The organism is Pseudomonas sp. Leaf15 (assembly GCF_001421425.1).
Lineage (GTDB): Bacteria > Pseudomonadota > Gammaproteobacteria > Pseudomonadales > Pseudomonadaceae > Aquipseudomonas > Aquipseudomonas salomonii.
This window is the reverse complement of sequence record NZ_LMKI01000032.1, coordinates 29019-52035: the sequence shown is the minus strand read 5'-3', so window position 1 is coordinate 52035 and position 23017 is coordinate 29019. Positions and strand designations below refer to the sequence as shown.

The window sequence follows — 23017 nt, the reverse complement described above, 5'->3', positions numbered from 1 at the left end:
GGTTGTGTAGATATCGATGGACATCGCGGGCAAGCCCGCTCCCACATTTTTGATCTTCACCACCTTCAGCCCTTGTCTACACTCAATTGCATCCCAGGAGAGTAAGCGCTCGGCAACTCGCCGGCACAGGAGTGCTCGATGTCTCCCCGACTTGGTTCCAGGCAACGTGGCGCAATCGGCCTGATGGCCGCCGGCGTGTTGGCGGTGGTGCTGGCCTTTACATTGCTGATGATCGACAGCGGCCGCCTGTACCTGGAGAAGCGCAAGCTGCAAGGCGTGGCGGACACGGCGGCGCTGGAGGCGGTGAGTCGCAGCGGCACGTGCCTGAGCGGTTTGAGCGCGGCGGCGTTTGCCGGGCAGAGCGTGGCGCGCAATCATTTTGTGGTGGGCAGCGGCAATACCCTGGTGACCCAATGTGGCAACGTGACCACCGCCGCGTCGGGCCGGCGCATATTCAGTGCCAACCCTGCGGTGTCATCGGCGATTCAAGTGGTGGTGAGCAAAACCGTGACCACCAGCGTGGCCGCCGGGGTGTGGGCGTTGTTCTCCGGCAACCCGGTGAGCCTCAATACCGTATTGACCGCGAGCGCCGTGGCAGCGGTGCCCACGCCGCCTTCGGCCCAACTGACCCTCAACAGCAACCTGGCCAGCGTCAACTCGGCGAGTGCGAGCCTTTTGAACCCGCTGTTCAGTGGCTTGCTCGGCGGTAACGTCAACCTGACGCTCGCCGGGTGGAATGGTTTGCTTACTACCGATATCAACCTGCTCAGCTACCTCAACCAACTGGCGATCAACCTCAACGTGGCCGCCGGTAACTACACCCAGCTGCTCAATACCAACGTCACCGCCGCGCAGTTGATCCAGGCTGCGGTCACCGTGCTGACCGCCAACGGTGCCACGGCGGATGTGATCACCGCCCTGGGCAGCTTGCAGGTCGCCGCGATCAACCAGACGCCGTTGACCGTCGGGCAGATCCTGCAATTGCAGACGGGCACCACTGCTGCAGCGCTGAATGCCAATTTGCAGGTGTTTCAATTGATCCAGGGCGTGGTGCAACTGTCCAACAGCAAAAGCGCGGTGGCGGCGACGTTGCCCGTGAGCCTGCTGGGGCTGGCCAATATCACCACCCAGGTCAAAGTGATCGAACCGCCGCAGTTATCGGCGATCGGCAACCCGGTGCTGGCGGCGGCCAACCCTACAGGGCCTAATCAAATTTACGTGCGTACCGCCCAAGTGCGTACTGAAGTGACCGTGAGCTTGCCGGTATTAAGTGCATTGTCGGGGTTGAACACCGCGGTCAACGACTTGTTGGGGCCACTGACGCCGGTGCTCGGCAGCCTGCTGCACCTGAACCTGGTGAGCACGATCAACTCGGCCTTGTGTTTGCTGGGCGCCGGTTGCCAGCAGGCGGATTTGCTGGTGTTGCCCGGCAACCTGCCGATTAACGTCGTGCTGGACGCCGGCGCCGCGAGCAGTTACGTCACCGCCTACAGCTGCCCCACCGGCAACGCGGGCACCAAGAGCCTGACGGCGTACACCACCACCTCGCTGGCGTCGTTGAACGTGGGCAGTATCACCAATGCGTTTTCCACCACCTTACCGATGACGGTAGCGCCGTTACCCCTGATCGATATTGGCACCAAGACCTGCCACAAGATTCTTGGCATCGGCAGCTGTGACCCGCGCGTGCCGTTTGCCGGTGGGGGCATCGCGATCAAGGTGGTGAGTCCGATTGCGCAGAGCAATCAAACCCTGGTGTTCTCCAGTACCACGCCATTTGCCACACCACCGAATGTGGGGCTTACACCGACCTACAAGGCCGCGACGCCCGCCACCAATGTGGTGAGCAGCCTTTCAAGCACGCTCAATGGCGTGGGCATCACGGCCTACCAACCGTCCGGAGCAAGCCCGTTGGGCATTCTGGCGCCTACGGTCACAGCGTTGCTCGGTGGTGTCAGCGCCATTGTCACGCCGGTGGTGGATGGCCTGCTCGGCCCGCTGCTCAACCCGATCCTCAACAACCTGCTGAGCATGCTGGGCATCAGCCTGGTGAATGTGAACGTCGGCGCCAACCTCACCTGTGGCCAGACCGGCGAGGCCTACCTGGTGATTTAAACGTCGATGGCCCTGGGCAGCTCCACACAGAAACGTGCGCCGTGTTCGCCGTTGCTGACGCTCAGGCGCCCGCCCATGTTCTCGACGATGCCGTAACTCACCGACAAGCCCAACCCGGTGCCCACGCCAATGGGCTTGGTGGTAAAAAACGGCTCGAAGATGCGCTCCAGCAAGCGCGGGTCGATGCCGCCGCCGTTGTCTTCGACCCAGATGCGCACGTGGCGGCTGTCGTGTTCGGTGTGCAGGGCGATCCAGGGGCGCAGTTCGGGGTTCTTCTCGCGTTGGCTCAACAGCGCATCGCGGGCGTTGACCATCAGGTTGATCAGCACTTGCTCCAGCTGGTCGACGTAGCCTTTGACCTGCACCGGGATATCCGCCTGGGTCAGGCGCACTTCGACACCTTTGCCACGCAGGCCTTCACTGAGCAACGACAAGGTGCCCTCCAGCGCCTGCGCCGGGTCGAAAGGTTGCTGCTCGACCTCCGAGCGGCGGCCGAACACGCGCATATGGTCGACCACCCGCGCCGCACGCTGCACCTGGGCGTCGATGCGCTGGAGTTTTTCGGTCAGGTAGTCGATCTGCACATCGCCATTGCTCAGGCGCTTGAGCACATTGACGATGGCCATGCGCATCACGTTCAGCGGCTGGTTGATCTCATGGGCCAGGCCGGTGGCCATTTCGCCGAGGGTGGCCATTTTTGCGCTTTGCGTGAGTTGCTGCTGGGAGCGCCGCACTTCGGTGTTGTCGCGGCCCACGGCCTGCACTTCGACCAGGGCGCCGTGCTCATCGAAGACGCCTCGGTCCGACCACACCCACCAGGCATGTTCGCGGCCGGGCAATTGCAGGCTGATTTCCGCCGTGCTCACCGGGAACTCCGGCGTCAACTGCTGGATGCGCTGCACAAACGCTTCGCGCTGTTCGGTCGACAGCCATTCACCCAGGTTCACCCCGCGCAACTGCGCAGGCGGGCACTCCAGGTAATTGGCCAGCGGCGTGTTGCCGAAGGTCAGGGTCAGGTCCGGGCGATAGCGGCAGATCATCGCCGGGGAGTCTTCGACGAGGATGCGGTAGCGCTCCTCACTGTCCTTGACCTGCTGGGCGGCCAGGGTCGCCTCGGTCACATCCAGCCACAGGCCGACGGCTTCCACCGGCACGCCCAGGTCGTCGCGCAGCAGCTTGGCTTCGTCGAGCAGCCAGTGGTAATCCCCGTGGGTGTCTTGCACGCGGTAACGGCTGCGCACGCTGCCTTCACGCAGCAGTTGGCGGGTGCGCTGGAAGTACAGGTCGCGGTCGTCCGGGTGTACCCATTGCACCAGACTGTCATGGGTGCAATCGGCGAGGGTGCGACCGAGCAGGGGCAGCAGACTGTGACTGAAAAACACCGGCTGCAGCGCGCCATTCATATAGCGCTGCACATAGATCACCGCCGGTGAGCTGGCGATCAGGTTGTCCAGGCGGGCGCGGGCGGCGTCGGCTTGCAGTTGCTGGTTCTGGATGTCGCTGATGTCGAGCATAAACCCGACCCAGCGCCGCTGTTCACCGGCGCCCAGCACCTGGCCCTGCACGCGATACCAGGTCGGCGTGGCGCCGTCGCTACGGTTCAGGCGCACGCTGGCGAGCAAGGGTTTGCCGAGGGTTTGCAGGTCGCGCAGGCGGCTGTGCAGCTCCTGGCGGTCGGCCGGGTGGATGTGGTTCAGCCACGCCTCGAGGGGTTGCCGGGTCGGGCCGTCTTCCGGGTCGAGGTTGCGCATCAATTGGGCGGCAAGCTGGATTTCGTCGCTGGCGGGCAACAACTCAAACCAGCCCGTGCCCAACAGGCCTTGCAACGCTTCCTGGCGTTCGAGTTGTTGATGGTGGCGGTGTTCGCGCAAGCGGCTGAGCAAGGGCGCGGCGAGGGCGGCGGCGAGGTTCAGCCAGTCGCGGTCGTTGCTGTGTGGCTGGCCGCTGTAGGCGCCGCACAGCAGCCAAGCGGCGACACCTTGGCCGTCGCGATAGGGCACGAGGAAGCCATCGGCATTGCCGAAAATGCTGTGCAAACGCGGGTGCTCGCCGCGCCCATAAGGGGCTTGCAGGCTCAGCGGCGTGGTGCCGTTGAGGCTGTCCAGGCAGGTGCCCAGGCGCTGGCCGGTGTGCCAGAACAGCGGCGCGTCATGATTGGCGTACTGGCTGTAAATCACCCAGCCCTGGTCTTCCTGATCGAGCAGGGCCAGGGCCACGCAGGGGATGCGCCAGCGCTGCGCCACACTGCATAACTGTTCGTTGAACACCTCGGGCAAGCGGCTGAGGCTGCACACGCGCAGTTGCTCACTGACGCGGCTGGTCAATTGGTGGTTCTGTTCGCGCTGCTCGGCCAATTGCCGGCTGCCGAGCAAGTCGCCAATGTCTACGGCGTGCAGCAGCCAGCCATTGTCGTGGGGTTGAAGTGTGCCGCGGGTGTGCAGGATTTGCCCGGCGATCCCGTGGAAATCCAGGTCGAGGCTGTGGCGCTGCCAATCGGCGGGCACGCCTTCGACCGTTACGGCGCTATGGGCACTCAGCAGCGCTTGCAAGTGCGGCGAGTTAACCAGTGGCGGCAACTGTGGGCGCAGCGTGCCGCTGAGGTCGAGCACGCGGCCCTGGCTGTCCAGCTGCACGTGCAGCCCGGCAGACGGCGGCGCGGGCGGGTCGATTTCCAGCGCGCCATTGCGACCGAGCAGGCGCCCGAACAACGTGTCCCCCGAGGTCAAAACTGCAGGCTCGACTGGGCCTGCAATGTCGTCGGCAGTTGCGGCACGGTGCCGATGCCCGGCAGGACAATAAAGGGCAGCACCGCCTGGAGGTTGGCCGACGGGTAGTTGATCTGCACCTTCAACAGCCCGCTGGTGAAGGTGGTGGTGACTTGGGTGGAAGCGTCGAATTTGTAGGCGTTGGGAATCCACCCCAAACGGTTGGCGACCGCCGTTTTGGCAGTGGCCTGTACGGCGGCGGGGTAGCCTTGCATATTGGGGTCCAGCCCAACGCTCAAGCGCACGGCTTCGGCGGTGGCCTGGTTGAACGACTGCATCAGCAGCAGCGGCAGGCTATAGCTGACCGTGCCGTAGAACACGGCAAAAAAAATCACGAACACGGCAATGAACTCGATGGCTGCCGTGCCTTTTTGCTTCTCGGGGAGGCTTGTTTTCATCACCGCGTCTACCCTGACGGCTACTACTTGATATCAGCATAGAATCAATCGGCGAAAAGGGATGTTTTTTACGTGATCCATAGCGCAGTGGTGCTGTTGTGGTTGGGGCTGTGTGCCGTGCAGGACGTTCGCCAGCGCTTGCTCGCCAATCGCCTGACGCTGGGCGCGGCGTTGCTGGCGCTGATCTACCTCGTGTGGACGGGCCACACCTGGCTTGGCGCTTGTGTCGGGCAGGGGCTGTGGGCGTTTTTTCTGGCGCTGCTGCTGACCTTGCCCGGTTACGCCCTGGGCCGCCTGGGCGCCGGTGATGTAAAGCTGCTCGCGGCCCTGGCGCTGGCCTCCAATGCCGATTACCTGCTGGGTTCATTTGTGGGCGCCGCCGTCGCCAATCTGCTGTGGCTTTTGGCCGCGCCAAGGCTTTGGCCGCTTATGGGTCAAGGGGTTAAAAACCATCTGGGTTATCTGGCGCCGGATCCGTCAAGAAAACTGCCGTTTGCGCCGTTTTTACTGGTGGGTTTTGCCGCCACCCAATTTTGGATCCATTAATCGTCTGAGGGTATTAACGCTATGTACATAGTTGGAAAGTACGTCTACGTTTAATACGTGGCTGTACAGGAAAATTCGTGGTGAAGGATTAGTCAAACTTTTGGCTTGCTATGCATGGAGTAGCGCGTGAACAAGCTTACCTCTGCAGTAAAAGTGCTCGTGGTCGACGATCAACCGCTGATCGTGGAAGAGCTCTGTGAATTTCTTGAAAGCAGCGGTTTCCGCTGCGTCCCGTGTGAATCCAGCCAGCAGGCCTTGAAGCGTTTTACCGAAGACGCCGAGATTGGCCTGGTGTTGTGCGATCTGCATATGCCGGATATGGACGGCATCGAGTTGGTCCAGGCCCTGCAGAAGGTTGCGGGCAAGCAGCGCGCCTTTGAGGCGATCATGTTGACCGGTCGCGCGGACAAGCAGGATGTGATCAAGGCGCTGCGCGCAGGCATCGCGGATTACTACCAGAAGCCGATCAATCTCGATGAACTGCTCGAAGGCTTGCAGCGTCAGGAAGCGGCGTTGGAGGAGCGTAAGAAAGAGCTGCAACTGGGGCACTTGAACCAGAAGCTGCAATTTCTTTCCGAGTCGATCAACGACCTGTACCAGGACCTCGACAAAGCACGCCGCAGCCCGCCAGGGCATGAGGGTGACGAGGTGTCGGCCGAGGAGGCCGGGCCGCTGGAGATTCCGGCGATCTTCAACCAGCTGTCGCCGCGTCAGCTGGATGTTGCGCGACTGGTGGGCAAGGGGCAGACCAACTACCAGATCGCCTGCGAGTTGGGGATTACCGAGAACACCGTGAAGCTGTATGTGTCCCAGGTACTGCGCCTGACGCACATGCATAACCGCACGCAGTTGGCGCTGGCGTTGTCGCCCAGTAACTCGGCGCTGCGCCAGCGAGTCACTGCCCACTGATCACTTGTGGGAGTGGGCTTGCCCGCGAAAGCGGTGGATCAGTCAATTTATCTGTCACTGACCCACCGCATTCGCGGGCAAGCCCGCTCCCACAGTTGACCGAGTTCGACTTCAGCTATCTGGTCCTATCAGTTACCGCTCTTCACTGTCCCGCCTGCCTTCTGATCGAAGTACTCCGGAATCGGGTGCTTGTAGCTTTCCAGCAAGCGTTGCGTCGCCAGGTCTCGTTCGGCGGCGGAGGCTTTTTGCTGGGTGTTTGATGCGGCTTTCCCGCTGGATTGCAAGGTCAGCCAGCTTTCGGTCACCGCCTGCTGCGGCGATGACGGGCCGGGCTCAATGGCCATGACCGTGAGGGGCAAGGCCAGCACGGCGAGGCTGGCGAGATAGGGCATTTTCATGATCAATTCCTCGGGGTGCTGGCGGCATCACTCACGGTCGCCACTGGGTCTTTGGCCTTGGTGACGGGAAGGCTGGCGCCCTTGAGTTTCTCGGCGCGGGCCTGGGCGTCGGTGACTTGTTCGGGGCTCAGGTTCATTTGGCTGGCCACTTGTGCGGCCTGCTTCCAATTGTCCTGATAGATCAGCAGGGTGACCAGGTTGATCGCCGCCAGCGGGTCGCTCTGCTTGAGCTCCATAGCGGTCATGAATTCGAAGCGCGCGTCTTCCAGGCGCAGTTGGTTGAGATACACCACGCCCAGGTCATTGCGGATTTTTTCATCGGTCGGCGCCAGCCGCGCCGCACGTTGCAGGTGCGCCATGGCTTGGCTGTTGTCGCCCTTGGCCGAAGCCAATTGGCCCAGGCCGTGCTCGCCTTCGGCCGCCATGCAGGTGCCGATCAGGCTTTGATAAAGCCCCTGCGCTTCGGCGCGTCCGAGCAGGCGATACGCCTTGGCCTGGCGCAAGCGTACCTGGGGCAGGTTGGCCGGCAGGTTTTGCAGGTTGGCCAGGCTGGCGTGCAGCTTGCCGTCGCCGGCCATTTCATCGGCCAGGTTCAGCGCCAGTTCCTGGTCCGACCCGGGTTTGAGGCAACTGCCGCCCGCCGTCAGGGCCGCCCACGGCGTTTGGCCGTTGGTGGCGCAACCCCCGAGCAGCAACAGGCTCAAACCGGCTATCAAGGCTTTCATCGGGCGGTCCTCATAAGTGGCTCAAGGCCCGGGAGATGCCGATGAACGCCGGCCCCCCGAGCACGATCAGCAGGGCGGGAAACAGAAACACCATCATCACCACCGACATCTTTGCCGACATCTTCGACACGAATTCCTGAATGCGTGTGAGGCGGCGGTCGTCGAGCAATTGCTTGAGCGCCAGCAGCGATTTCATCGCGCCGCCGCCTTGCTGGACCAGTTGCTGGAGGATGGTGCAGGTGTCAGTGAATTCATCCACGGCCAGCATTCGCGCGGTCTTGCCCAGCTCTTCGCTCAGCTCCAGGCCGGAGTCGACACGCGTCAGGATCAGGCGCAGTTCATAAGTCAGGTCCGGCAGCAGGCGCTGCGCTTCAATGCTCAGCACGCGCAGCGCTTGTTCCACCGCCATGCCGGACTCGAAGAGGATGCGCAGCAACGGAATGAAGGTCGAGACCTCACGGGAAATGCGTTGCTGACGGGCCTTGGCGGCCCTGGCCAGGATGCGTTTGGGCAACAGATAGCCGATGCCCAAACCGATTGCGGGCGCCAGCCACGGCGAGGCCGTGTGGGGAAACAGCAGCTGCTGGCCCACCAGCACCATGCCCAGCGCCAACAACGGCGTGCCGACCTGCAGGGCGGCGAACATCGAGCGTTGGCTGGCCTGGCGCCAACCGACGCGGCTGAGCAGCAGCTGGGTTTCATTGTCCAGGCTGACTGATCGTTGCGCGATAGGGCTGTTGCCCAATTGGCGCATCAACGTATTGAGCGTGCGTTCACGGCCCATCTGGCCCTGCAAGCGCTGGGCGACCAGGCGCTGGCCGCGCCGGTGTTTGAGCAGGTTGGCCAGCACCAGCGCCAGGGCGGCCAGGAGCAATACGGCGCTGATCAGCAGTGGGATAGCCATCTCATACGCTCCGCAGCATGCGCCACAAGGCGAAACAGCCCAGCAGTTGCATGCCGAGTGCCACGAACAACAGCATGCGCCCGGTGCCGTCATTCCACATGGTCATCAGATAAGCCGGGTTCACCGCCAGGAAGTAGCCGATCATCGAAATCGGCAGGGCGCCGAGCACGTAGGCGGTCACGCGGGTTTCGCCGGTCAGGGCGCGTAACTGGCGGGCGGCCTGCTCGCGCTCGCGGATCATCTTGATCAGGTTTTCCAGCAGTTCGCTGGCGTTGCCGCCATAGCGATGGTTGATCTTCAAGCCCAGCGCAAACAGACGAAACTCATCACGCTCGTAGAACTCGGCAAAGTCGTGGGTCGACTCCGGCAGGCTGACGCCCAACTGCACGTTGCGCTGGATGCGGCCCATGGCCTGTTTCAGCGGGTCTTCGGTGATCTCGATACCGCCGAGCACCGAGTCGGCCAGGGTGCGCCCGGCCTTGAGGCTGCGCACGGTGTGGTCGAGCAATTGCGGCAGCTGTTCAATCATGCGCTTGATGCGTCGTTGGTAGCGCCAGGCAATGTACAGGCGCAGCAGCAACGGCGGCAGCACCAGCATCACCAGCAGCCCGAGCCAACCGGCCACCAGCAGCCCCAACGCCACGCCCAGGGCCCAGATCGCCAGCCACAGGCCCAGGCTGTCCGTGGGTTTGCCCAGGCCTGCGCGCAGGAACATCCGTTCCACGCCACTCCACTGGTTGGCTTCTTCGCCGGACTGCGGCTGGCCCTCGGCGAGCCGGCTCAGTACCCGTTCGGTCTGGGCACGGCGCAGGCCGTTCTGAAAGGAGCGGACCGACAGGCCGATCAGGATCAGGCAGATGAGTAGCAGAATGGCCCCGGTCATGGTCATGTCCCTTTCAAGGCTAAGCCGGTTCGCGGCGCAGTTTATCGCCGGCGGGGTTGACCGCTTCGCGCAAGAAACCGAAGCCGGTGCGCCGGTCATGGCGGAACAGGGTATTGGTCACGTACACGTCTTCGCGGATACCCACCACCTCGACCACTTCGCTGACGCAACGACGCCCGTCCGGCAAGCGCGTCAACTGGATCACCACATCGAGCGCCGCGCAGATCATTTGCCGCAGGGTTTTCTCCGCCACCACGCGGCCGGTCAAACCCACCAGGGTTTCCAGGCGCAGCAGCGCGTCGGCGGCGTTGTTGGCGTGCACGGTACTCATGGAACCGTCGTGGCCGGTGTTCATGGCGGTGAGTACATCAAGCACTTCCACGCCACGGATCTCGCCAAGGATGATGCGATCGGGGCGCATCCGCAGGGCGTTGCGGATCAGGTCGCTGGCCTTGACCTCGCCGTGGCCCTCGGCATTCGGCGGGCGGGTTTCCAGGCGCACCACGTGGGGGTGGCCCAGTTGCAGCTCGGCCACGTCTTCGATGGTGACCAGGCGTTCATGGGGGTTGATCAGTTGGCTGAGAATGTTCAGCAGCGTGGTTTTACCGGTGCCGGTACCACCGCTGATCAGGATATTGCAGCGCTTGCCCACGGCTTCCTGGAAGAAGTCAAAGATGTTCTGGTCGATGGTCTGCATTGCCACCAGGTCGCTGCTTTTGAGCATGTCCTTGCGGAACTTACGAATCGACAGGCACGGCCCGTCCAGGGCAATCGGCGGGATGATCGCGTTGACCCGGCTGCCATCCGGCAGGCGTGCATCGACCATCGGCGACGACTCATCCAGGCGCCGCCCCAACGGTGCGAGGATGCGTTGCATCACGCGTTCAACGTGGTGTGAGTCGATAAAGCGCAGGTCGCTTTGATGCAGCAAGCCGTCACGTTCGATAAACACCCGGTGCGGGCCGTTGACCAGGATTTCGGTTACGGACGGATCGCGCAGCAACACTTCCAGCGGGCCAAAACCGGTCAGCTCATCGACGATCTCTTCGGCCAGGCGTTCCATCTCATAGCGGGAAATCGCGAGGTGCATGCGGTTGATGTATTCGGCCACTTTGTCGATGACAAACTGCGCCAACAGCGGGCGTGAACCCTCCAGCAAATTTTTCCCCGACTCTTCGATGGCATCGATGATGTAGCGATGCAGTACCAGCTTGAGCCCGTCGTGGTCAGTGTTGCCACCCAGGCCGCGGGCGGGGGCGCCGAAGAGTTTTTCACCGTTCATTTTCCAGCCCTCAGCAGGCGTTCAAACCAGGTGTGCGAGGGTTGCTTCATGCCTTCGGAGCGCTTTGCCAGGCGCTCGCCCAAGGTTTTGAGGTTGTGGGTCAGGGTTTCGCGTGGGGCCAGGGCGAACAGGGTTTGCCCTTGGTTCTTGGCATTCAGGCGCACCTCCGGGCTCAGCGGCAGCACCGCGATCACCTCCAGGCCATAGCTTTTGCTCAGGGCGTCTGCGTCGGGCGCGCAGCCTTTGATGTAGCGGTCGACCAGCAGCTTGGCGTGTTCCAGCTTCATGCCTTTTTCGCGCCACTGGTTGAGCACGCCGAGGTTGCGACGGCAGTCCAGCACGCTCTGGTCGGTGCACCACAGCAGCTTGTCGCAGTGGCTGACAAAGGTGCGCAGCGCTTCGCTGTCCGGCTGGCCGGCGAGGTTCACCACGATATGCTGGAAGTGTTGGCGCAAGGCACTGAGCAGCATGTACAGCTCGGCCGCGCTGGTCTGTTCCAGAGGCTCGTCATTGGGGGCGTAGGCGAGAATACGCAGGCCGTCTTCAGCGCAGGTAAACGCGCTGTTGATCAAGGTGGTGTCCAGGCGCCTGAGGTGGCGCAAGGCGTCGCCGAAATTGAACGAGCTTTCCAGCCCCAGCAACGCCAGGCTGTCACCGCGCGGCAGGCCCAGGTCGAGCAACAGGGTTTGCTGGCCGCTCTTTTGCACCACCAGCGCCAAGTGGCTGGTCAGCAGCGCGCCGTCGGCGTTGCTTTGGGTGCCGTAGAGCACGGTGAGGCCACCCAGTTGAGTGTTGGTGGCCACCGGCGGCAGGCGTTTGCTCAAACGGCGCACCAGCCCGGCGACTTCGCTGGAGCGTGAGCCATAGGCGACAAAATCGCGGGCGCCGGCGCGCATGGCGTTGAGCACCAACTGGTTGTCCATGCCATCGCCGAGGGCGACGATGGCGAGCATCGGTTTGGCCTCCAGCGCGCCTTCGATCAGCGCGCTTTGGGCCACCACGTGTTCGCGGTCGAGGCCGATAAACACCAGATTGGCGAAGGTCACATCCACCAGCGCGAGCAACTCGTCGAGGGTGCCGCTGCCGGCGCTGACCACTTGGCCAAGCGGTGCCAGCGCGCCCTGCAGCCATTCCAGGTCGGTGGTGTTGCGGGTGATTGCCAGAAACGTCTGGCTCAGACTATCGCTCATTGAGACAACCCATTGAGTCGGTCGAAATTGCCGTTTTCCAGGAAGTACAAGCGGTACCAGTTCGGGTCGTAGTTGCGCAGCTTCTCGCCGGGCAACGATGGCAGTTGGGCATTGGCGGCCAGCGGCTGCACCAGGTGCGGGGTGACGATCATCAGCAGCTCTTTGTCCTGGCGGTTGACCGAGGAATCGCGAAAGAACGCGCCGAGAATCGGGATATCGCCCAAGCCCGGAAACTTGCTGATAGTGGTGGTGTTGGTGCTGCTGATCAGGCCGCTGATCACGAAACTTTCACCGTCAGCCAGCGACACGCTGGTGTCGGTGCGGCGGATGGTCAGCGCCGGTACCTGGATGCCTTGGATGGTCACGGCGTTGGTGTAGTCCAGTTCGCTGACTTCCGGCGCCACCTTGAGAGAAATACGGTTACGGTCGACCACTGTCGGCGTGAGTGTCAGGCGAATACCGAATTCCTTGTACTCGATCGAGATGTTGTTGCTGGCGCTGCTGGGTACCGGGATCGGCACTTCGCCGCCGGCCAGGAACGTCGCGCTTTGCCCGCTCAAGGCCACCAGGCTTGGGCGGGCCAGGGTGTAGGCAAAACCACTGCTTTCCAGTGCGTTGATCATGGCGGAGACACGCCCGCCACCGAAGCCGATATTGAAGTTACTGTCGCTCACCGGCAGTCGAAAGGTGCCGGCAGTCGGGGATACCAGTTTAGGGCTGCCGAGGAAAAAGTTGCTGCCGATGCCGAGGATCTTGGTGCTGGCTTCCTTGAGTTTGGAGCGGCTGACTTCGACGAAGCGGATATCGGTCTGCACCTGGCTGGGCAGCGTCGGGTCGTCCGACGGCGACAGCGACAGGCTGGTCAATGCCGAGGTGGCCTTGCCTATGACGAACACCATGCTCTGGCGCGGCGTGTTCGAGCAGGCGGTCCAGACCATCAGGCTGGTGGTGCCGGAGGCGATGCCGGTGAGCAGGAAGCCGCGATCACCGTTTAAATGTACGTCGGCGATTTTCGGGTCGCCAATGGCCAGGCGCGTGATAGCGACGGGGGATTGCAGTTCCTGTTGCAGGCCCTCGCCCACGGAGAGCGCTGCGGGTAATTGGCCCAGGCTGCCGCAGTTGCCCGGCGCGGCTGCAACGAGCCCCGCACACAAGTTCGACAGCATCAGGGCACAGGCGATTTTCAGCGTGAACACCGGTGCGAAACGTCGGTTCATGCACAGCATCCTTGTTCAGTCGGGTGTTTGTTGGGTGGCTTGATTGCCGCGTATCACCTCGACACCGGTGCGGCGCGCGGGGCCACCCTGGGCGACTTTTTTGGGCGCCTGGACGAAGGCCAGTTGGGTGAATTGGTAGAGGTCGCGGTTGGCGCTTTGCAACTTGCCCGGCGCATCGCTTTCACCGGCCCAGTAGTGGCTCAGCAAGCGCTCATCGGCGCTGCGCACGGCCAGGCGCAAGGTGCCGGCCTGGGTCGCCAGCATCAGTTGGCTCAGCAATTGTTCGGGCACCGCCAGCACCACGGTGCGAGAGGGCGCATGGCGTTGGGCTTTTTCTTCGGCGGTCATTGCCGGCGGTGAAGCGGGGACGCCGTCGTTGGTCAGGCCCATTTGATCGCCGACGCTGAGCAGGCGCATGGCGGGGATCACCACTTGGGCGGATTGTTCGACGTTGGCGACGTCCTGGCGCAGGTACAGCAGCACGTCCACATAGTCGCCAGGGCTCAACTGGCCGGCAGCGCCAATCACTTCATCGACGGCAACCGCCAGCGCGCGTTCATCGGGGCGGATCATCCGCGCCAGTGGGCCACCGGGGCTGAAACTTTCGTCGTTGAGCCAGGTGCCGGCCTGCAGGGCGCGCCACGGTGTGCGGCCGATGGCCTGGTCCACGCTGGTCATGCTGCCAGCTGGCGCCGTGCGCAGTTTTTCGATGCTCAGGTCGGCGGCGGTCAAGGCAATAAAGGGCGGGACATCGTGGGCCAGTACCACCACCGATTGGCGGGTCTGGTCCTCTACCACGGCGACGGCTTTTTCGACGGGTGCGGTTGGCGGCGGTGGCGGTGCCGGGGCAGGTTCGCGGCTGAGCACCAACCCCCAGTAACCTGCAAACAGCGCACCGACCAAAAGCACACCGGCCAGTACCATGCTCAGACGCGTGTTCATGACGGCTCTCCTTTTCCTGTTGGACTAAAACCCGTCGATCCGAACAGGCTAATTCCGCAACCTGGCTGCTATGAACAGTGACTAACTATTTCGCTATTTGAAGGTAGTTCAGCTAGGACAAAATGCCATTACTGACAGAAAGATTTCTTCGCGGCGAGCCTCGATAGCCTTGAAAACAAGGGATTCAGGCGCCAGCAAAATGACCACTACTTTGTGATTAATCAGTTCTTACAGTTGTGAGGGTGGGGTTTGTTGACAATGCTCAGGTGGCACATGGCAATTACTGTGCAGCACCGAGCTAGGGCGCCCAGCCGCCATAGGAGACGTATTATGATCCTTGATCTGTTGATGAAAGTTCACGTTCAACTTCAGTCGCTTTTTCACCGCAAGGACGGTGCGACCGCGATTGAGTACCTCATTCTCGTGGCGATTGTTGCGTTGGTGATATTGGCAGCCGGGACTACTCTCGGGCCGCAGATCACCGCCTTCTTTACCAGGATTGGGGCCGCGATTTCCCCGGCCGCTACAGGTGGTTGAGTTTCAGGCAGTATGCTGTGAGTACAGACGTCACTGATTGGCAACGCCAGGTCGTACCCATGAACGCTGCCGCTAAACCTCATCGCCAGCAGATCCTGTTGGTGGACGACGAAGAAGATGCCCTCGTAGAACTGGCGGAGTCGCTGGAGAACGAGGGCTTCGTTTGTTTTACCGCGAACTCCGTGACTTTCGCTTTGCAGGAGCTGACCCTGCATCCTGACATTGCCCTGGTCATCACTGACCTGCGCATGCCAGAGGAAAGTGGCATCTCCCTGATCAAGCGCCTGCGCGAACACACCGATCGCCAACACCTGCCGGTGATCGTGATGTCCGGCCATGCCGAGATGGATGATGTGAGCGACATGCTCCGCTTGCAGGTGCTGGATCTGTTTCGCAAGCCCATTTATCTGGTGCGCTTGATTGATACGCTTAACAGTCTTTTTCCTCTGCAGAAATCTCGCCCGTAGCCCCGTAGCCCCGTAGCCCCGTAGCAGGGAGTTGGGTGAATACAATTGTGTGGGAGCTGGCTTGCCTGCGATGGCATCAACTCGGTACGTCAGGTGCACCGGGTTGATGCCATCGCAGGCAAGCCAGCTCCCACTTTTTGATTGCGCAGACTCACAACTGATAACTGAAACTCAAGGTATACCGCGGCCGCCGGTTAAAGCTGTCCAGGGCGATGTCCGACATCGGCTTGGCCGCTTCCAGGGCGATGTTGTAGTACTTGTTATCGCCAAAGCGCAGGCCCACGGCCGCCGAGGACATGTCGTTGCCTTTGACCGGCAGCTCGTTGAACCAGGTCTTGGCGCGGTCAAGCACCACATAGGGTTGCAGGATCTTCACCCAGTCGCCCGCGCGGTTGAAGCTGTAGTTGACCTCGTACGCCACGCCCCAGCCCTTGTCGCCCGATGCTTGATCATCGGGGTAGCCGCGGCCGAAGTTCTGCCCGCCGAAGGTGGCGCGCTCGCTGTCGGGCAATGTGGCGTCGCTCCAGTAGAACGCACCCGAAAGCACGCCTTGCCAGTTGTCGAAGAACTTGTCGCTCTGCACCCCGGAGAGGCGCAGGCGGAAGAAGTCCAGATCAGGTTTCGCCGTGCCCAGGTCGCTGTGAGCTCTGGCCCCCAGGCCGTTGATGCCTTGGTACAGGCCGGCGCTGACGATGCGCAATTGACGGGTATCGGACTTGCGCCAGTCACCCTCGAACGCAAGGGCGCGCAGGTCGCTTTCGATGTCGAAACGGTTGGGGTAGCCCACCAGTTGATAGCGCGTGGTCTGGTCCACGGCATACAGGCGTGTGGCCAGGGTCAGCGATTCATTGGGTGAGGCAATCAGCGGGTGGCTGAGGCCGATGGTGTAGCGGTCGATTGACTGGTGTGGCTTGAGTTCGAAGCCACCGTCCAGCTGGATATTGCTGCTGGGGTCGGCGCGATAACGCTCGGCGCCCAGTATCAACTGGCTGCCCTCGGCATTGATGAACTGGCTGTAGCCCACGCGGTAGTAATGTTCTTTGTCGTCACCCGGCGGGAACAGGCCGCTGACGTAAAGCTGCTCGCCCATGGACGTCTGGGAATTGCTGGTGGCGGTGAGCAATGCTTGGGTGCCGTTACGGTTGTTATCGACCAGGCTCATGCTGGTGGTAAACGGTTTGCGCGAGGCTTCGATCTTCATGTGCGTGGCGCCATCGGTGGTGCCCGGCGGCGGCACTTGCGCCTGCAGGGTCACGCCGGGAATACGCCCCATCAGCGTGGTATAGCGCTCGAACGTTTTGCGCGTGAGCGGGCGCTCGGCCAGCAGTTTGTTAGCCAGCTTGTCGACGTAGGCCGAGACTGAGCCGATGTCGCCGCTTTGCTCGTAATCCTTGATGTAACCCTCCACCAATACCACGCGCACCAGGCCGTTTTCAAAGGTCTGTTGCGGCAGGAACGCGTAGGACAACAGGTAGCCATCCTGCTGGTAGCGACGCGTGATCGTGCGGGTGGCTTCGATCAGTTGCGCAAGGTTGGTCTCACGGCCAATCAACGTCGCGTAGGCCTTGGCCGTTTCGTCCAGCGGGTAGATCGTACCACCCTCGATCTGCAGCTTGCGGATGGTGACTTTGGTGTCCATCAGCAACGGCTGTTTCTGGGTGGCGGGCGCTTGCGGCAACTGGGTCTGGGGTGTGTTCGGCCGATAAGCATCGGCGGGCAGGTTGGGCACCGGCAGGTTGCGGATGGTGTCGTTGCTGTTGAGGAAGCTGGGAAGGGTCTCGGCCTGAACGTAGGCACTGAGGGTGAGCAATAACAACGGCGTCAACACGCGCATAGGACACTCCATGGTCAAACTGCAGCAGCGTTTCGGGCCCGCCGGGTTCTGGGACGCGGTTCGGGAGGGCGAGGTTTTTTTGATCAGGGCCAGCCCATAAAAAAGACGAGAGACTTATAAGGGTCTCTCGTCTCAACCAAGCGTAGGCGCTGTAGGGGAGGCCGTCTAATCGGCCAGGTGCAATTTATTTTTTGCCGGTCAGGCCGTTCAGCAAACCGCCCAGACCGCCGCTTGTGCCCGTGGTTGTGGTGCCACTGCCCGATGTGCTGGCGCCGGTGCCGCCGGTGAGGCCGCCGAGCAAACCACCGCTACTGCCACTGGTGCCACCGGTGACCAAACCACCTACCGAGCCTACGGTGTTGCCGACTGTGGTGACGGTGGTGCCTACCGCGTTGGTGACTGGGTTGGCATTGGCGGCGGTCAGGTTAGTGCCGAGACTGCTCACCGCACCGCCGACTTGGGTTACCAGGCCGTTGACTGGCGCGCCGACGCCTGTGGTGGTGCCGACGTTTTGGGTCAGGGTGGCCACACCGGACGTTACTGGGTTGAGCGCCGCGCCGACGTTAGTGGCCAAGCCTGCGACCGGCGCCGTGGCGGCGGTGTTGGCGACGCCAGTGCCGCCGATAACGGTGCCGAGCGAGGCGACTGTGTTGCCCACTGCGCCACCGGTAACACCGGCAGCACTCACAGTGCCGTTGGTGTTGCCGGCATTCAGGCCGTTACCCACGTTGGCCACCAGGCCGCCGACCAACTCCGGTATACCGGGCGCTGCGGCGCCGCTGGCTGGAGCCACATAGCCGCCGGATTTATCCAGTGTGCCACCTACGCCCGTCAGCGCGCTGCCGACGATGGTGGTAACAGGGTTGCCAGTACCGCCAGCACCGGCAACTTGAGTGCCCAGGCCAGTGACGGTGCTGCCGACTTTATCCAGCAGCCCATTCACAGGGGTGCCCAGGCCGGTGGCCTTGCCGAGGTTGCCGGTGGTGTTTTCCACCAGCGACACCACAGGCACCAGTACTTTGCCGCCCACTGTGTTAGTCAACGAACCCAATGGGCCAGTGGTGCTGGCCGTGCTGACGGTATTGCCGAGCATGGTGACGGCCTCGCCGACTTTATCCACGACACCTCCTACCGTGCCGCCTACGCCACCGGTCAAGCCGCCCACCACGGGCACGCCGCCAAGGGTGGTCGACAGCGATTTCCCGGTGGTCGACAGACCAGTGCCCAGGTCGGCGACGCCATTACCGACACCTGCGACAGTGATGCCCAGGGAGTTGCTGTTAGTGCCCAGCGAACCAAGGCCGCTGGTGACGCCAGTGCCGATGCTGGTGACCGCAGTGCCGGTGGCCGTGACCAGGCCGCCTGCCGTTGTGCCGACAACAGGCACATTGTTCAAGGTCGAACCCAGGTCACCGACTGCTGCGCCTACGTTACCGACAGTGCCGCCCAGGGTGCCGGCAATCTGGCCGGTAACCAGAGGTGTAGTGGTCGAACCTGTGCCACCGCCGGTTCCGCCACCTGTGCCACCGCCAGTGCCGCCGCCAGTGCCGCCGCCAGTGCCACCGCCAGTGCCGCCGCCTGTGCCACCACCGGTTCCGCCGCCAGTGCCGCCACCTGTGCCACCGCCGGTTCCGCCATCTGTACCGCCGCCAGTGCCACCACCGGTTCCGCCATCTGTACCGCCGCCAGTGCCACCACCGGTTCCGCCACCTGTGCCGCCGCCAGTACCACCGCCGGTTCCGCCATCTGTGCCGCCACCAGTACCACCGCCTGCACCTGCATCAGGCGAAGAGGCTGCCACGCTACTGTGATGCCCGCCACCACCGCTGCTGCAGCCACCGAGGCTCATCGCCATGACCAGGGCCAGCGCGGTACTTGCTTTCCAAAGCACTACTTGAGTTTGAGTTTTCATGATTGAGTTCCCTTGCACCTGTACAACCTTGGTTGTTTTCAAACGCTCGCTATTTCTTGGGATAGCGATACGTTTGTCCGTGTTGTCATCACAGACCCGGGCACTCTTTCGCGCAACGCTCAACTTGGTATTAACGATTTATATACACCAGGCCTTGGTCGGCTTAATGACTAATACCAAGGGTGTAATCGAGAGATGTATCAAGATGTTTATATTTTATAATTCATGGGTTTGAATAAAAAACGGACGCCGAGGCGTCCGCTATAACTTAGGGTGTATATATACAATTAATGTGCATTTTTCAGGCGATGGGCCGCCACTTGCCGAGCATATGTTGAATATCGCCAGTGCCTTTCAACTGCAACTCTCCGCTCGAGCCTGCGGCACTGCTGAGCAATATCACTTCACTGGGCAGGCGTACCGGTTTTTTGAACTCGACTTCTATTTCTACATTGGCGGCAGGCAAATGCTCATTCAGCGCGGCCAATGTGCGCGCGGTATTCCACAGCCCATGGGCGATAGCCTGGGGAAAGCCGAACAGCTTGGCCGTCAGCGCGCTCAGGTGGATCGGGTTGTAGTCGCCGGATACCCGCGCATAGTGGCGACCGATATCGGCGGGCGCCTTCCAGCGCGCGACTTCGCTGACAGTGCCGCAGATGGATAAAGGCGCCTCTTGCGCTTCGCCGTCCAGCTTCACGCCTCGACACAACATGCGGCTGTCGGCTTCCCACAACAGCCCCAGCGCGTCCTCCACCGTGGTCACAATGTCAAAGGTCGCACCCTTGGCGTGGGGCTGCAGGTTGTGTGCGTATACGCCGACTATCAGATTGTTCACGCCGCCCAATGGCCGGTGGATGCGGAGTCGATTGCTCAGGTGAATCAGCCCCAACAGCGGAAAGGGAAAATGTTTGTCGGTGAGCAATTGCATCTGCAAACCGAACGCCAGGATATGCGGATAAGTACCCGGCAGCACCGGGCTGTCGGCAAACCCGCAGACCTTGCGATAGGCCGCGACGTGCTCAGGGTTCACGCGTACATGGCAGCGCAATCCGCCATCAGGCAAGGTGCTGCCGCTGATCTTGCGCTTGAGCGCCGCGCGCCAATACAGCGGCAACAGAAACGGGGGGCTGTCCAATGTCTGCCACTGCATAGTCACGCTCCCAGCAGGCTTTGCCCGCACACCCGCAGCGCCTGGCCGCTGACGGCCCCGGAGCCCGGCTGCCCGAGCCAGGCGACGGCTTCGGCCACGTCTTGCGGCAAACCACCCTGGCCCAATGAACTCATGCGCCGCCCGGCTTCACGCAGGGCGAAGGGAATGTGCGCGGTCATCTGGGTTTCGATAAAACCCGGCGCGACCGCGTTGATGCTGATGCCACGCTCGCCCAGCAGCGGCGCCCAGGCCTGGGCCAGGCCAATCAGCCCGGCCTTGCTCGCGGCGTAGTTGGTTTGCCCGCGATTACCGGCAATCCCGCTGATGGACGCCAGCAGCACCACGCGGCCGTTGTCGTGCAGGGTGCCGCTGTCGAGCAGAGCCTTGGTCAATACTTGCGGCGCATTGAGATTGACCGCGAGTACGGCGTCCCAATATTCCGGCGTCATGTTGGCCAGGGTTTTATCGCGGGTGATGCCGGCGTTATGCACCACGATGTCGATGCCGTCCGGCAGGTGTTCGATCAACTGTGTGGCGGCGTCTTCGGCGCAGATATCCAGCACCACGGTGCGCGCGCCGAGGCGAGCGGCGAGGGCTTCGAGGTCGGCCTTGGCCTGGGGCACATCCAGCACTATCACCTCGGCACCGTCGCGCGCCAGGGTTTCGGCAATGGACGCGCCGATACCACGCGCAGCACCCGTTACCAACGCCTTGCGCCCAGCCAGCGGGCGCGTCCAGTCTTCAACCGGGGTGGCGCAGGCTTGCAAGCGAATAACCTGGCCGGAGATATACGCACTTTTCGGCGACAGGAAGAAACGCAGCGCACCTTCCAGCTGATCCTCGGCACCGTCGCCCACATACAACAGTTGCAGCACGCCGCCGCTGCGCAGTTCCTTGGCCAGTGAGCGGCTGAACCCTTCGAGGGCCCGCTGAGCACTGGCGGCAAACGGATCGCTGAGGCTTTCCGGCGCGCGTCCCAGAATCACCAGATGCGCGCTGTGATCGAGATTTTTCAGCAAGGGCTGAAAGAATTCGCGCAGTTGCTTGAGCTGGTCGGTGTGCTGCAAGTCGCTGGCGTCAAACACCACGGCCTTGAGCTTGGGACCGTGGCCCGGGATCCAGGTCGACGACTCGGCGCCGTAGGTGTAAATCGCGTCGGTCAATTTGTGCGCAAACACCTGCACTTTGGCGGCCAGCGCGCCGCCGCCCAGCAGCAGTGCACCCTCTACCGGGCGCAGGCGTCCGGCCTGCCAGCGTTCCAGGCGTACCGGTGACGGCAGGCCAATGGCGGCGACCAGGCGATGGCCGAGGCTTGAGTTGGCGAAGTCGATATAACGGTCAGACATGGAACGCTCTCCGAGTGCTGGGGTTCAAACGGTGGACCATCAATAGGTGAAAGTCGTTCGATTGAGCCTAGGCTAGTCTCAAAGACTCGACCCACAACCTTCAGGGAGCTTTCCATGACTCAATTGCGCCGTGTAGCGATCATTGGCGGTAACCGCATCCCCTTCGCCCGTTCCAATGGCCCATATGCCACGGCGAGTAACCAGGCGATGCTCACCGCTGCCCTCGAAGGCCTGATCGAGCGCTACAACCTGCACGGCCTGCGCATCGGCGAGGTGGCGGCCGGGGCGGTGCTCAAGCACTCGCGCGACTTCAACCTCACCCGCGAATGCGTGCTGGGCTCGCGCCTGTCGCCGCAAACCCCGGCCTATGACATTCAGCAGGCGTGCGGCACGGGGCTGGAAGCGGCGTTGCTGGTGGCCAACAAGATTGCCCTGGGCCAGATCGAGTGTGGGATTGCCGGTGGCGTCGACACCACCTCCGATGCGCCGATTGGTGTGAATGAGGGCCTGCGCAAAATTTTGCTGCAAGCCAACCGCAGCAAATCCATGGCGGATAAATTAAAAGTCCTGTTACAACTTCGTCCCCATCACCTTAAGCCGGAGCTGCCGCGCAATGGCGAGCCGCGCACCGGCCTGTCCATGGGCCAGCATTGCGAGCTGATGGCGCAGACCTGGCAGATCCCGCGCGCCGAGCAGGATCAGTTGGCATTGGAAAGCCATCATAAAATGGCCGCGTCCTACGCCGAAGGCTGGCACAACGATTTGCTCACGCCGTTTCTGGGCCTCACCCGCGACAACAACCTGCGCCCCGACCTCACCCTGGAAAAACTCGCCAGCCTTAAACCCGCGTTCGAGCGCAGTGAAAAGGGCACGCTCACTGCCGGTAACTCCACGCCACTCACCGACGGCGCCTCCTTGGTGCTGCTGGGCAGTGAAGCCTGGGCCAAGGAGCGCGGCTTGCCGATTCTGGCTTACTTGCGCGATGGCGAAGCGGCGGCTGTGGATTTCGTCAACGGCGCCGAAGGCCTGCTGATGGCGCCGGTGTACGCGGTGCCACGCTTGCTGGCGAGAAATGGCCTGACCCTCCAGGATTTTGACTACTACGAGATTCACGAAGCCTTTGCTGCCCAAGTGTTGTGCACGCTCAAGGCCTGGGAAGACCCGGAATATTGCAAGACCCGCCTGGGGCTGGATGCGCCGTTGGGCGCCATTGACCGCAGCCGGCTCAACGTCAAAGGCAGTTCATTGGCGGCCGGGCACCCGTTTGCCGCCACGGGCGGGCGCATCGTCGCCAACCTGGCCAAACTGTTGGACGCGGCGGGCAAGGGCCGAGGGCTGATTTCGATCTGCGCCGCCGGTGGTCAGGGTGTGACGGCGATCATTGAACGCTGATTGCCGACTAAATTGGCATATTGAGTGCATTCTTCAGTGGTCAGAGGTCGGTAGCCCCTCCCACCGGCGCGCCGATTGCCGTATAACGAGTGCCATACGCGTATT

20 protein-coding genes are annotated in these 23017 nt (G+C 62.3%); 6 read left to right on the top strand and 14 right to left on the bottom strand.

Annotated features, from left to right (window positions below):
• Positions 1 to 138: 138 nt before the first annotated feature.
• The gene (locus ASE80_RS19750) at positions 139 to 2115 is read left to right on the top strand and encodes a pilus assembly protein TadG-related protein (RefSeq protein WP_056860443.1); all 1977 of its coding nucleotides are present in this window, start codon (positions 139 to 141) and stop codon (positions 2113 to 2115) included.
• On the opposite strand, the gene ASE80_RS19745 is transcribed toward ASE80_RS19750, so the two are convergent.
• The gene (locus tag ASE80_RS19745; protein ID WP_056860442.1) at positions 2112 to 4841 is read right to left on the bottom strand and encodes a PAS domain-containing sensor histidine kinase; all 2730 of its coding nucleotides are present in this window, start codon (positions 4839 to 4841) and stop codon (positions 2112 to 2114) included. The genes ASE80_RS19750 and ASE80_RS19745 overlap by 4 nt on opposite strands.
• Complete coding sequence (locus tag ASE80_RS19740) at positions 4838 to 5278, bottom strand: TadE/TadG family type IV pilus assembly protein (protein ID WP_056860441.1); 441 nt, start codon at positions 5276 to 5278, stop codon at positions 4838 to 4840. The genes ASE80_RS19745 and ASE80_RS19740 overlap by 4 nt, the downstream gene beginning before the upstream one ends.
• Positions 5279 to 5350: 72 nt before the next feature.
• On the opposite strand from ASE80_RS19740, the gene ASE80_RS19735 reads away from it, so the two are divergent.
• Together ASE80_RS19735 and ASE80_RS19730 are read left to right on the top strand one after the other, a co-directional pair.
• Entirely contained in the window at positions 5351 to 5824 is a 474-nt protein-coding gene (locus tag ASE80_RS19735; RefSeq protein ID WP_056860440.1) for a prepilin peptidase, read from the top strand.
• Between the two features lie 126 nt (positions 5825 to 5950).
• Entirely contained in the window at positions 5951 to 6733 is a 783-nt protein-coding gene (locus ASE80_RS19730; RefSeq protein ID WP_056860439.1) for a response regulator transcription factor, read from the top strand.
• A 128-nt stretch (positions 6734 to 6861) separates the two neighbouring features.
• Here ASE80_RS19730 and ASE80_RS19725 read toward each other — a convergent pair whose 3' ends face one another.
• From ASE80_RS19725 to cpaB, 8 genes are read right to left on the bottom strand one after another with little or no spacing between them, the layout of a single operon-like run.
• Positions 6862 to 7131 (bottom strand): DUF3613 domain-containing protein, encoded by a 270-nt coding sequence (locus ASE80_RS19725; RefSeq protein ID WP_056860438.1) that lies wholly within the window; start codon positions 7129 to 7131, stop codon positions 6862 to 6864.
• 2 nt (positions 7132 to 7133) lie between these two features.
• Complete coding sequence (locus tag ASE80_RS19720; RefSeq protein WP_056860437.1) at positions 7134 to 7856, bottom strand: tetratricopeptide repeat protein; 723 nt, start codon at positions 7854 to 7856, stop codon at positions 7134 to 7136.
• Between the two features lie 10 nt (positions 7857 to 7866).
• A complete protein-coding gene (locus ASE80_RS19715) occupies positions 7867 to 8760 on the bottom strand; it encodes a type II secretion system F family protein (RefSeq protein WP_082463657.1) in 894 nt (297 codons plus the stop codon).
• Position 8761: 1 nt separating this feature from the next.
• On the bottom strand, positions 8762 to 9643 hold the full coding sequence (locus ASE80_RS19710) for a type II secretion system F family protein (RefSeq protein WP_056860710.1): 882 nt from the start codon (positions 9641 to 9643) through the stop codon (positions 8762 to 8764).
• Positions 9644 to 9662: 19 nt separating this feature from the next.
• Positions 9663 to 10925 (bottom strand): CpaF family protein, encoded by a 1263-nt coding sequence (locus ASE80_RS19705; RefSeq protein ID WP_017136720.1) that lies wholly within the window; start codon positions 10923 to 10925, stop codon positions 9663 to 9665.
• Complete coding sequence (locus ASE80_RS19700) at positions 10922 to 12115, bottom strand: pilus assembly protein (protein ID WP_056860436.1); 1194 nt, start codon at positions 12113 to 12115, stop codon at positions 10922 to 10924. The genes ASE80_RS19705 and ASE80_RS19700 overlap by 4 nt, the downstream gene beginning before the upstream one ends.
• Positions 12112 to 13332, bottom strand: a complete 1221-nt coding sequence (locus ASE80_RS19695; protein ID WP_056860435.1) for a type II and III secretion system protein family protein — start codon at positions 13330 to 13332, stop codon at positions 12112 to 12114. Before ASE80_RS19695 ends, ASE80_RS19700 begins: the two co-directional genes overlap by 4 nt.
• 15 nt (positions 13333 to 13347) lie before the next feature.
• On the bottom strand, positions 13348 to 14274 hold the full coding sequence (gene cpaB / locus ASE80_RS19690; RefSeq protein ID WP_056860434.1) for a Flp pilus assembly protein CpaB: 927 nt from the start codon (positions 14272 to 14274) through the stop codon (positions 13348 to 13350).
• Between the two features lie 330 nt (positions 14275 to 14604).
• Between cpaB and ASE80_RS19685 the strand changes: the two genes are divergently transcribed.
• Together ASE80_RS19685 and ASE80_RS19680 are read left to right on the top strand one after the other, a co-directional pair.
• Entirely contained in the window at positions 14605 to 14811 is a 207-nt protein-coding gene (locus tag ASE80_RS19685; RefSeq protein ID WP_056860433.1) for a Flp family type IVb pilin, read from the top strand.
• A 59-nt stretch (positions 14812 to 14870) separates the two neighbouring features.
• A complete protein-coding gene (locus tag ASE80_RS19680; RefSeq protein WP_056860432.1) occupies positions 14871 to 15278 on the top strand; it encodes a response regulator in 408 nt (135 codons plus the stop codon).
• Between the two features lie 151 nt (positions 15279 to 15429).
• Here ASE80_RS19680 and ASE80_RS19675 read toward each other — a convergent pair whose 3' ends face one another.
• From ASE80_RS19675 to ASE80_RS19655, 4 genes are all read right to left on the bottom strand, one after another.
• The gene (locus tag ASE80_RS19675) at positions 15430 to 17112 is read right to left on the bottom strand and encodes a ShlB/FhaC/HecB family hemolysin secretion/activation protein (protein WP_056860431.1); all 1683 of its coding nucleotides are present in this window, start codon (positions 17110 to 17112) and stop codon (positions 15430 to 15432) included.
• Positions 17113 to 17296: 184 nt separating this feature from the next.
• Positions 17297 to 19024 carry a collagen-like triple helix repeat-containing protein gene (locus tag ASE80_RS19670; protein ID WP_236708855.1) on the bottom strand — a complete coding sequence of 576 codons (1728 nt, stop codon included), beginning with the start codon at positions 19022 to 19024 and terminating at the stop codon, positions 17297 to 17299.
• A 301-nt stretch (positions 19025 to 19325) separates the two neighbouring features.
• A complete protein-coding gene (locus ASE80_RS19660; RefSeq protein ID WP_056860429.1) occupies positions 19326 to 20174 on the bottom strand; it encodes a MaoC family dehydratase in 849 nt (282 codons plus the stop codon).
• Between the two features lie 2 nt (positions 20175 to 20176).
• The gene (locus ASE80_RS19655; RefSeq protein ID WP_017134703.1) at positions 20177 to 21520 is read right to left on the bottom strand and encodes a 3-oxoacyl-ACP reductase; all 1344 of its coding nucleotides are present in this window, start codon (positions 21518 to 21520) and stop codon (positions 20177 to 20179) included.
• A gap of 114 nt (positions 21521 to 21634) precedes the next feature.
• Here ASE80_RS19655 and ASE80_RS19650 point away from each other — a divergent pair, with 114 nt between their 5' ends.
• Positions 21635 to 22912 carry an acetyl-CoA C-acetyltransferase gene (locus ASE80_RS19650; RefSeq protein ID WP_056860428.1) on the top strand — a complete coding sequence of 426 codons (1278 nt, stop codon included), beginning with the start codon at positions 21635 to 21637 and terminating at the stop codon, positions 22910 to 22912.
• Positions 22913 to 23017 lie beyond the last annotated feature (105 nt).

What these genes read in the sequence shown, in the direction of transcription:
- ASE80_RS19725 (WP_056860438.1), bottom strand. Translation starts at nt 7,131, where the DNA reads ATGAAAATGCCCTATCTCGCCAGCCTCGCCGTGCTGGCCTTGCCCCTC.
- ASE80_RS19655 (WP_017134703.1), bottom strand. Translation starts at nt 21,520, where the DNA reads ATGTCTGACCGTTATATCGACTTCGCCAACTCAAGCCTCGGCCATCGC.
- ASE80_RS19740 (WP_056860441.1), bottom strand. Translation starts at nt 5,278, where the DNA reads ATGAAAACAAGCCTCCCCGAGAAGCAAAAAGGCACGGCAGCCATCGAG.
- ASE80_RS19750 (WP_056860443.1), top strand. Translation starts at nt 139, where the DNA reads ATGTCTCCCCGACTTGGTTCCAGGCAACGTGGCGCAATCGGCCTGATG.
- ASE80_RS19710 (WP_056860710.1), bottom strand. Translation starts at nt 9,643, where the DNA reads ATGACCGGGGCCATTCTGCTACTCATCTGCCTGATCCTGATCGGCCTG.
- ASE80_RS19685 (WP_056860433.1), top strand. Translation starts at nt 14,605, where the DNA reads ATGATCCTTGATCTGTTGATGAAAGTTCACGTTCAACTTCAGTCGCTT.
- ASE80_RS19680 (WP_056860432.1), top strand. Translation starts at nt 14,871, where the DNA reads ATGAACGCTGCCGCTAAACCTCATCGCCAGCAGATCCTGTTGGTGGAC.
- ASE80_RS19705 (WP_017136720.1), bottom strand. Translation starts at nt 10,925, where the DNA reads ATGAACGGTGAAAAACTCTTCGGCGCCCCCGCCCGCGGCCTGGGTGGC.
- ASE80_RS19670 (WP_236708855.1), bottom strand. Translation starts at nt 19,024, where the DNA reads ATGAAAACTCAAACTCAAGTAGTGCTTTGGAAAGCAAGTACCGCGCTG.
- cpaB (WP_056860434.1), bottom strand. Translation starts at nt 14,274, where the DNA reads ATGAACACGCGTCTGAGCATGGTACTGGCCGGTGTGCTTTTGGTCGGT.
- ASE80_RS19700 (WP_056860436.1), bottom strand. Translation starts at nt 12,115, where the DNA reads ATGAGCGATAGTCTGAGCCAGACGTTTCTGGCAATCACCCGCAACACC.
- ASE80_RS19650 (WP_056860428.1), top strand. Translation starts at nt 21,635, where the DNA reads ATGACTCAATTGCGCCGTGTAGCGATCATTGGCGGTAACCGCATCCCC.
- ASE80_RS19695 (WP_056860435.1), bottom strand. Translation starts at nt 13,332, where the DNA reads ATGAACCGACGTTTCGCACCGGTGTTCACGCTGAAAATCGCCTGTGCC.
- ASE80_RS19660 (WP_056860429.1), bottom strand. Translation starts at nt 20,174, where the DNA reads ATGCAGTGGCAGACATTGGACAGCCCCCCGTTTCTGTTGCCGCTGTAT.
- ASE80_RS19720 (WP_056860437.1), bottom strand. Translation starts at nt 7,856, where the DNA reads ATGAAAGCCTTGATAGCCGGTTTGAGCCTGTTGCTGCTCGGGGGTTGC.
- ASE80_RS19675 (WP_056860431.1), bottom strand. Translation starts at nt 17,112, where the DNA reads ATGCGCGTGTTGACGCCGTTGTTATTGCTCACCCTCAGTGCCTACGTT.
- ASE80_RS19715 (WP_082463657.1), bottom strand. Translation starts at nt 8,760, where the DNA reads ATGGCTATCCCACTGCTGATCAGCGCCGTATTGCTCCTGGCCGCCCTG.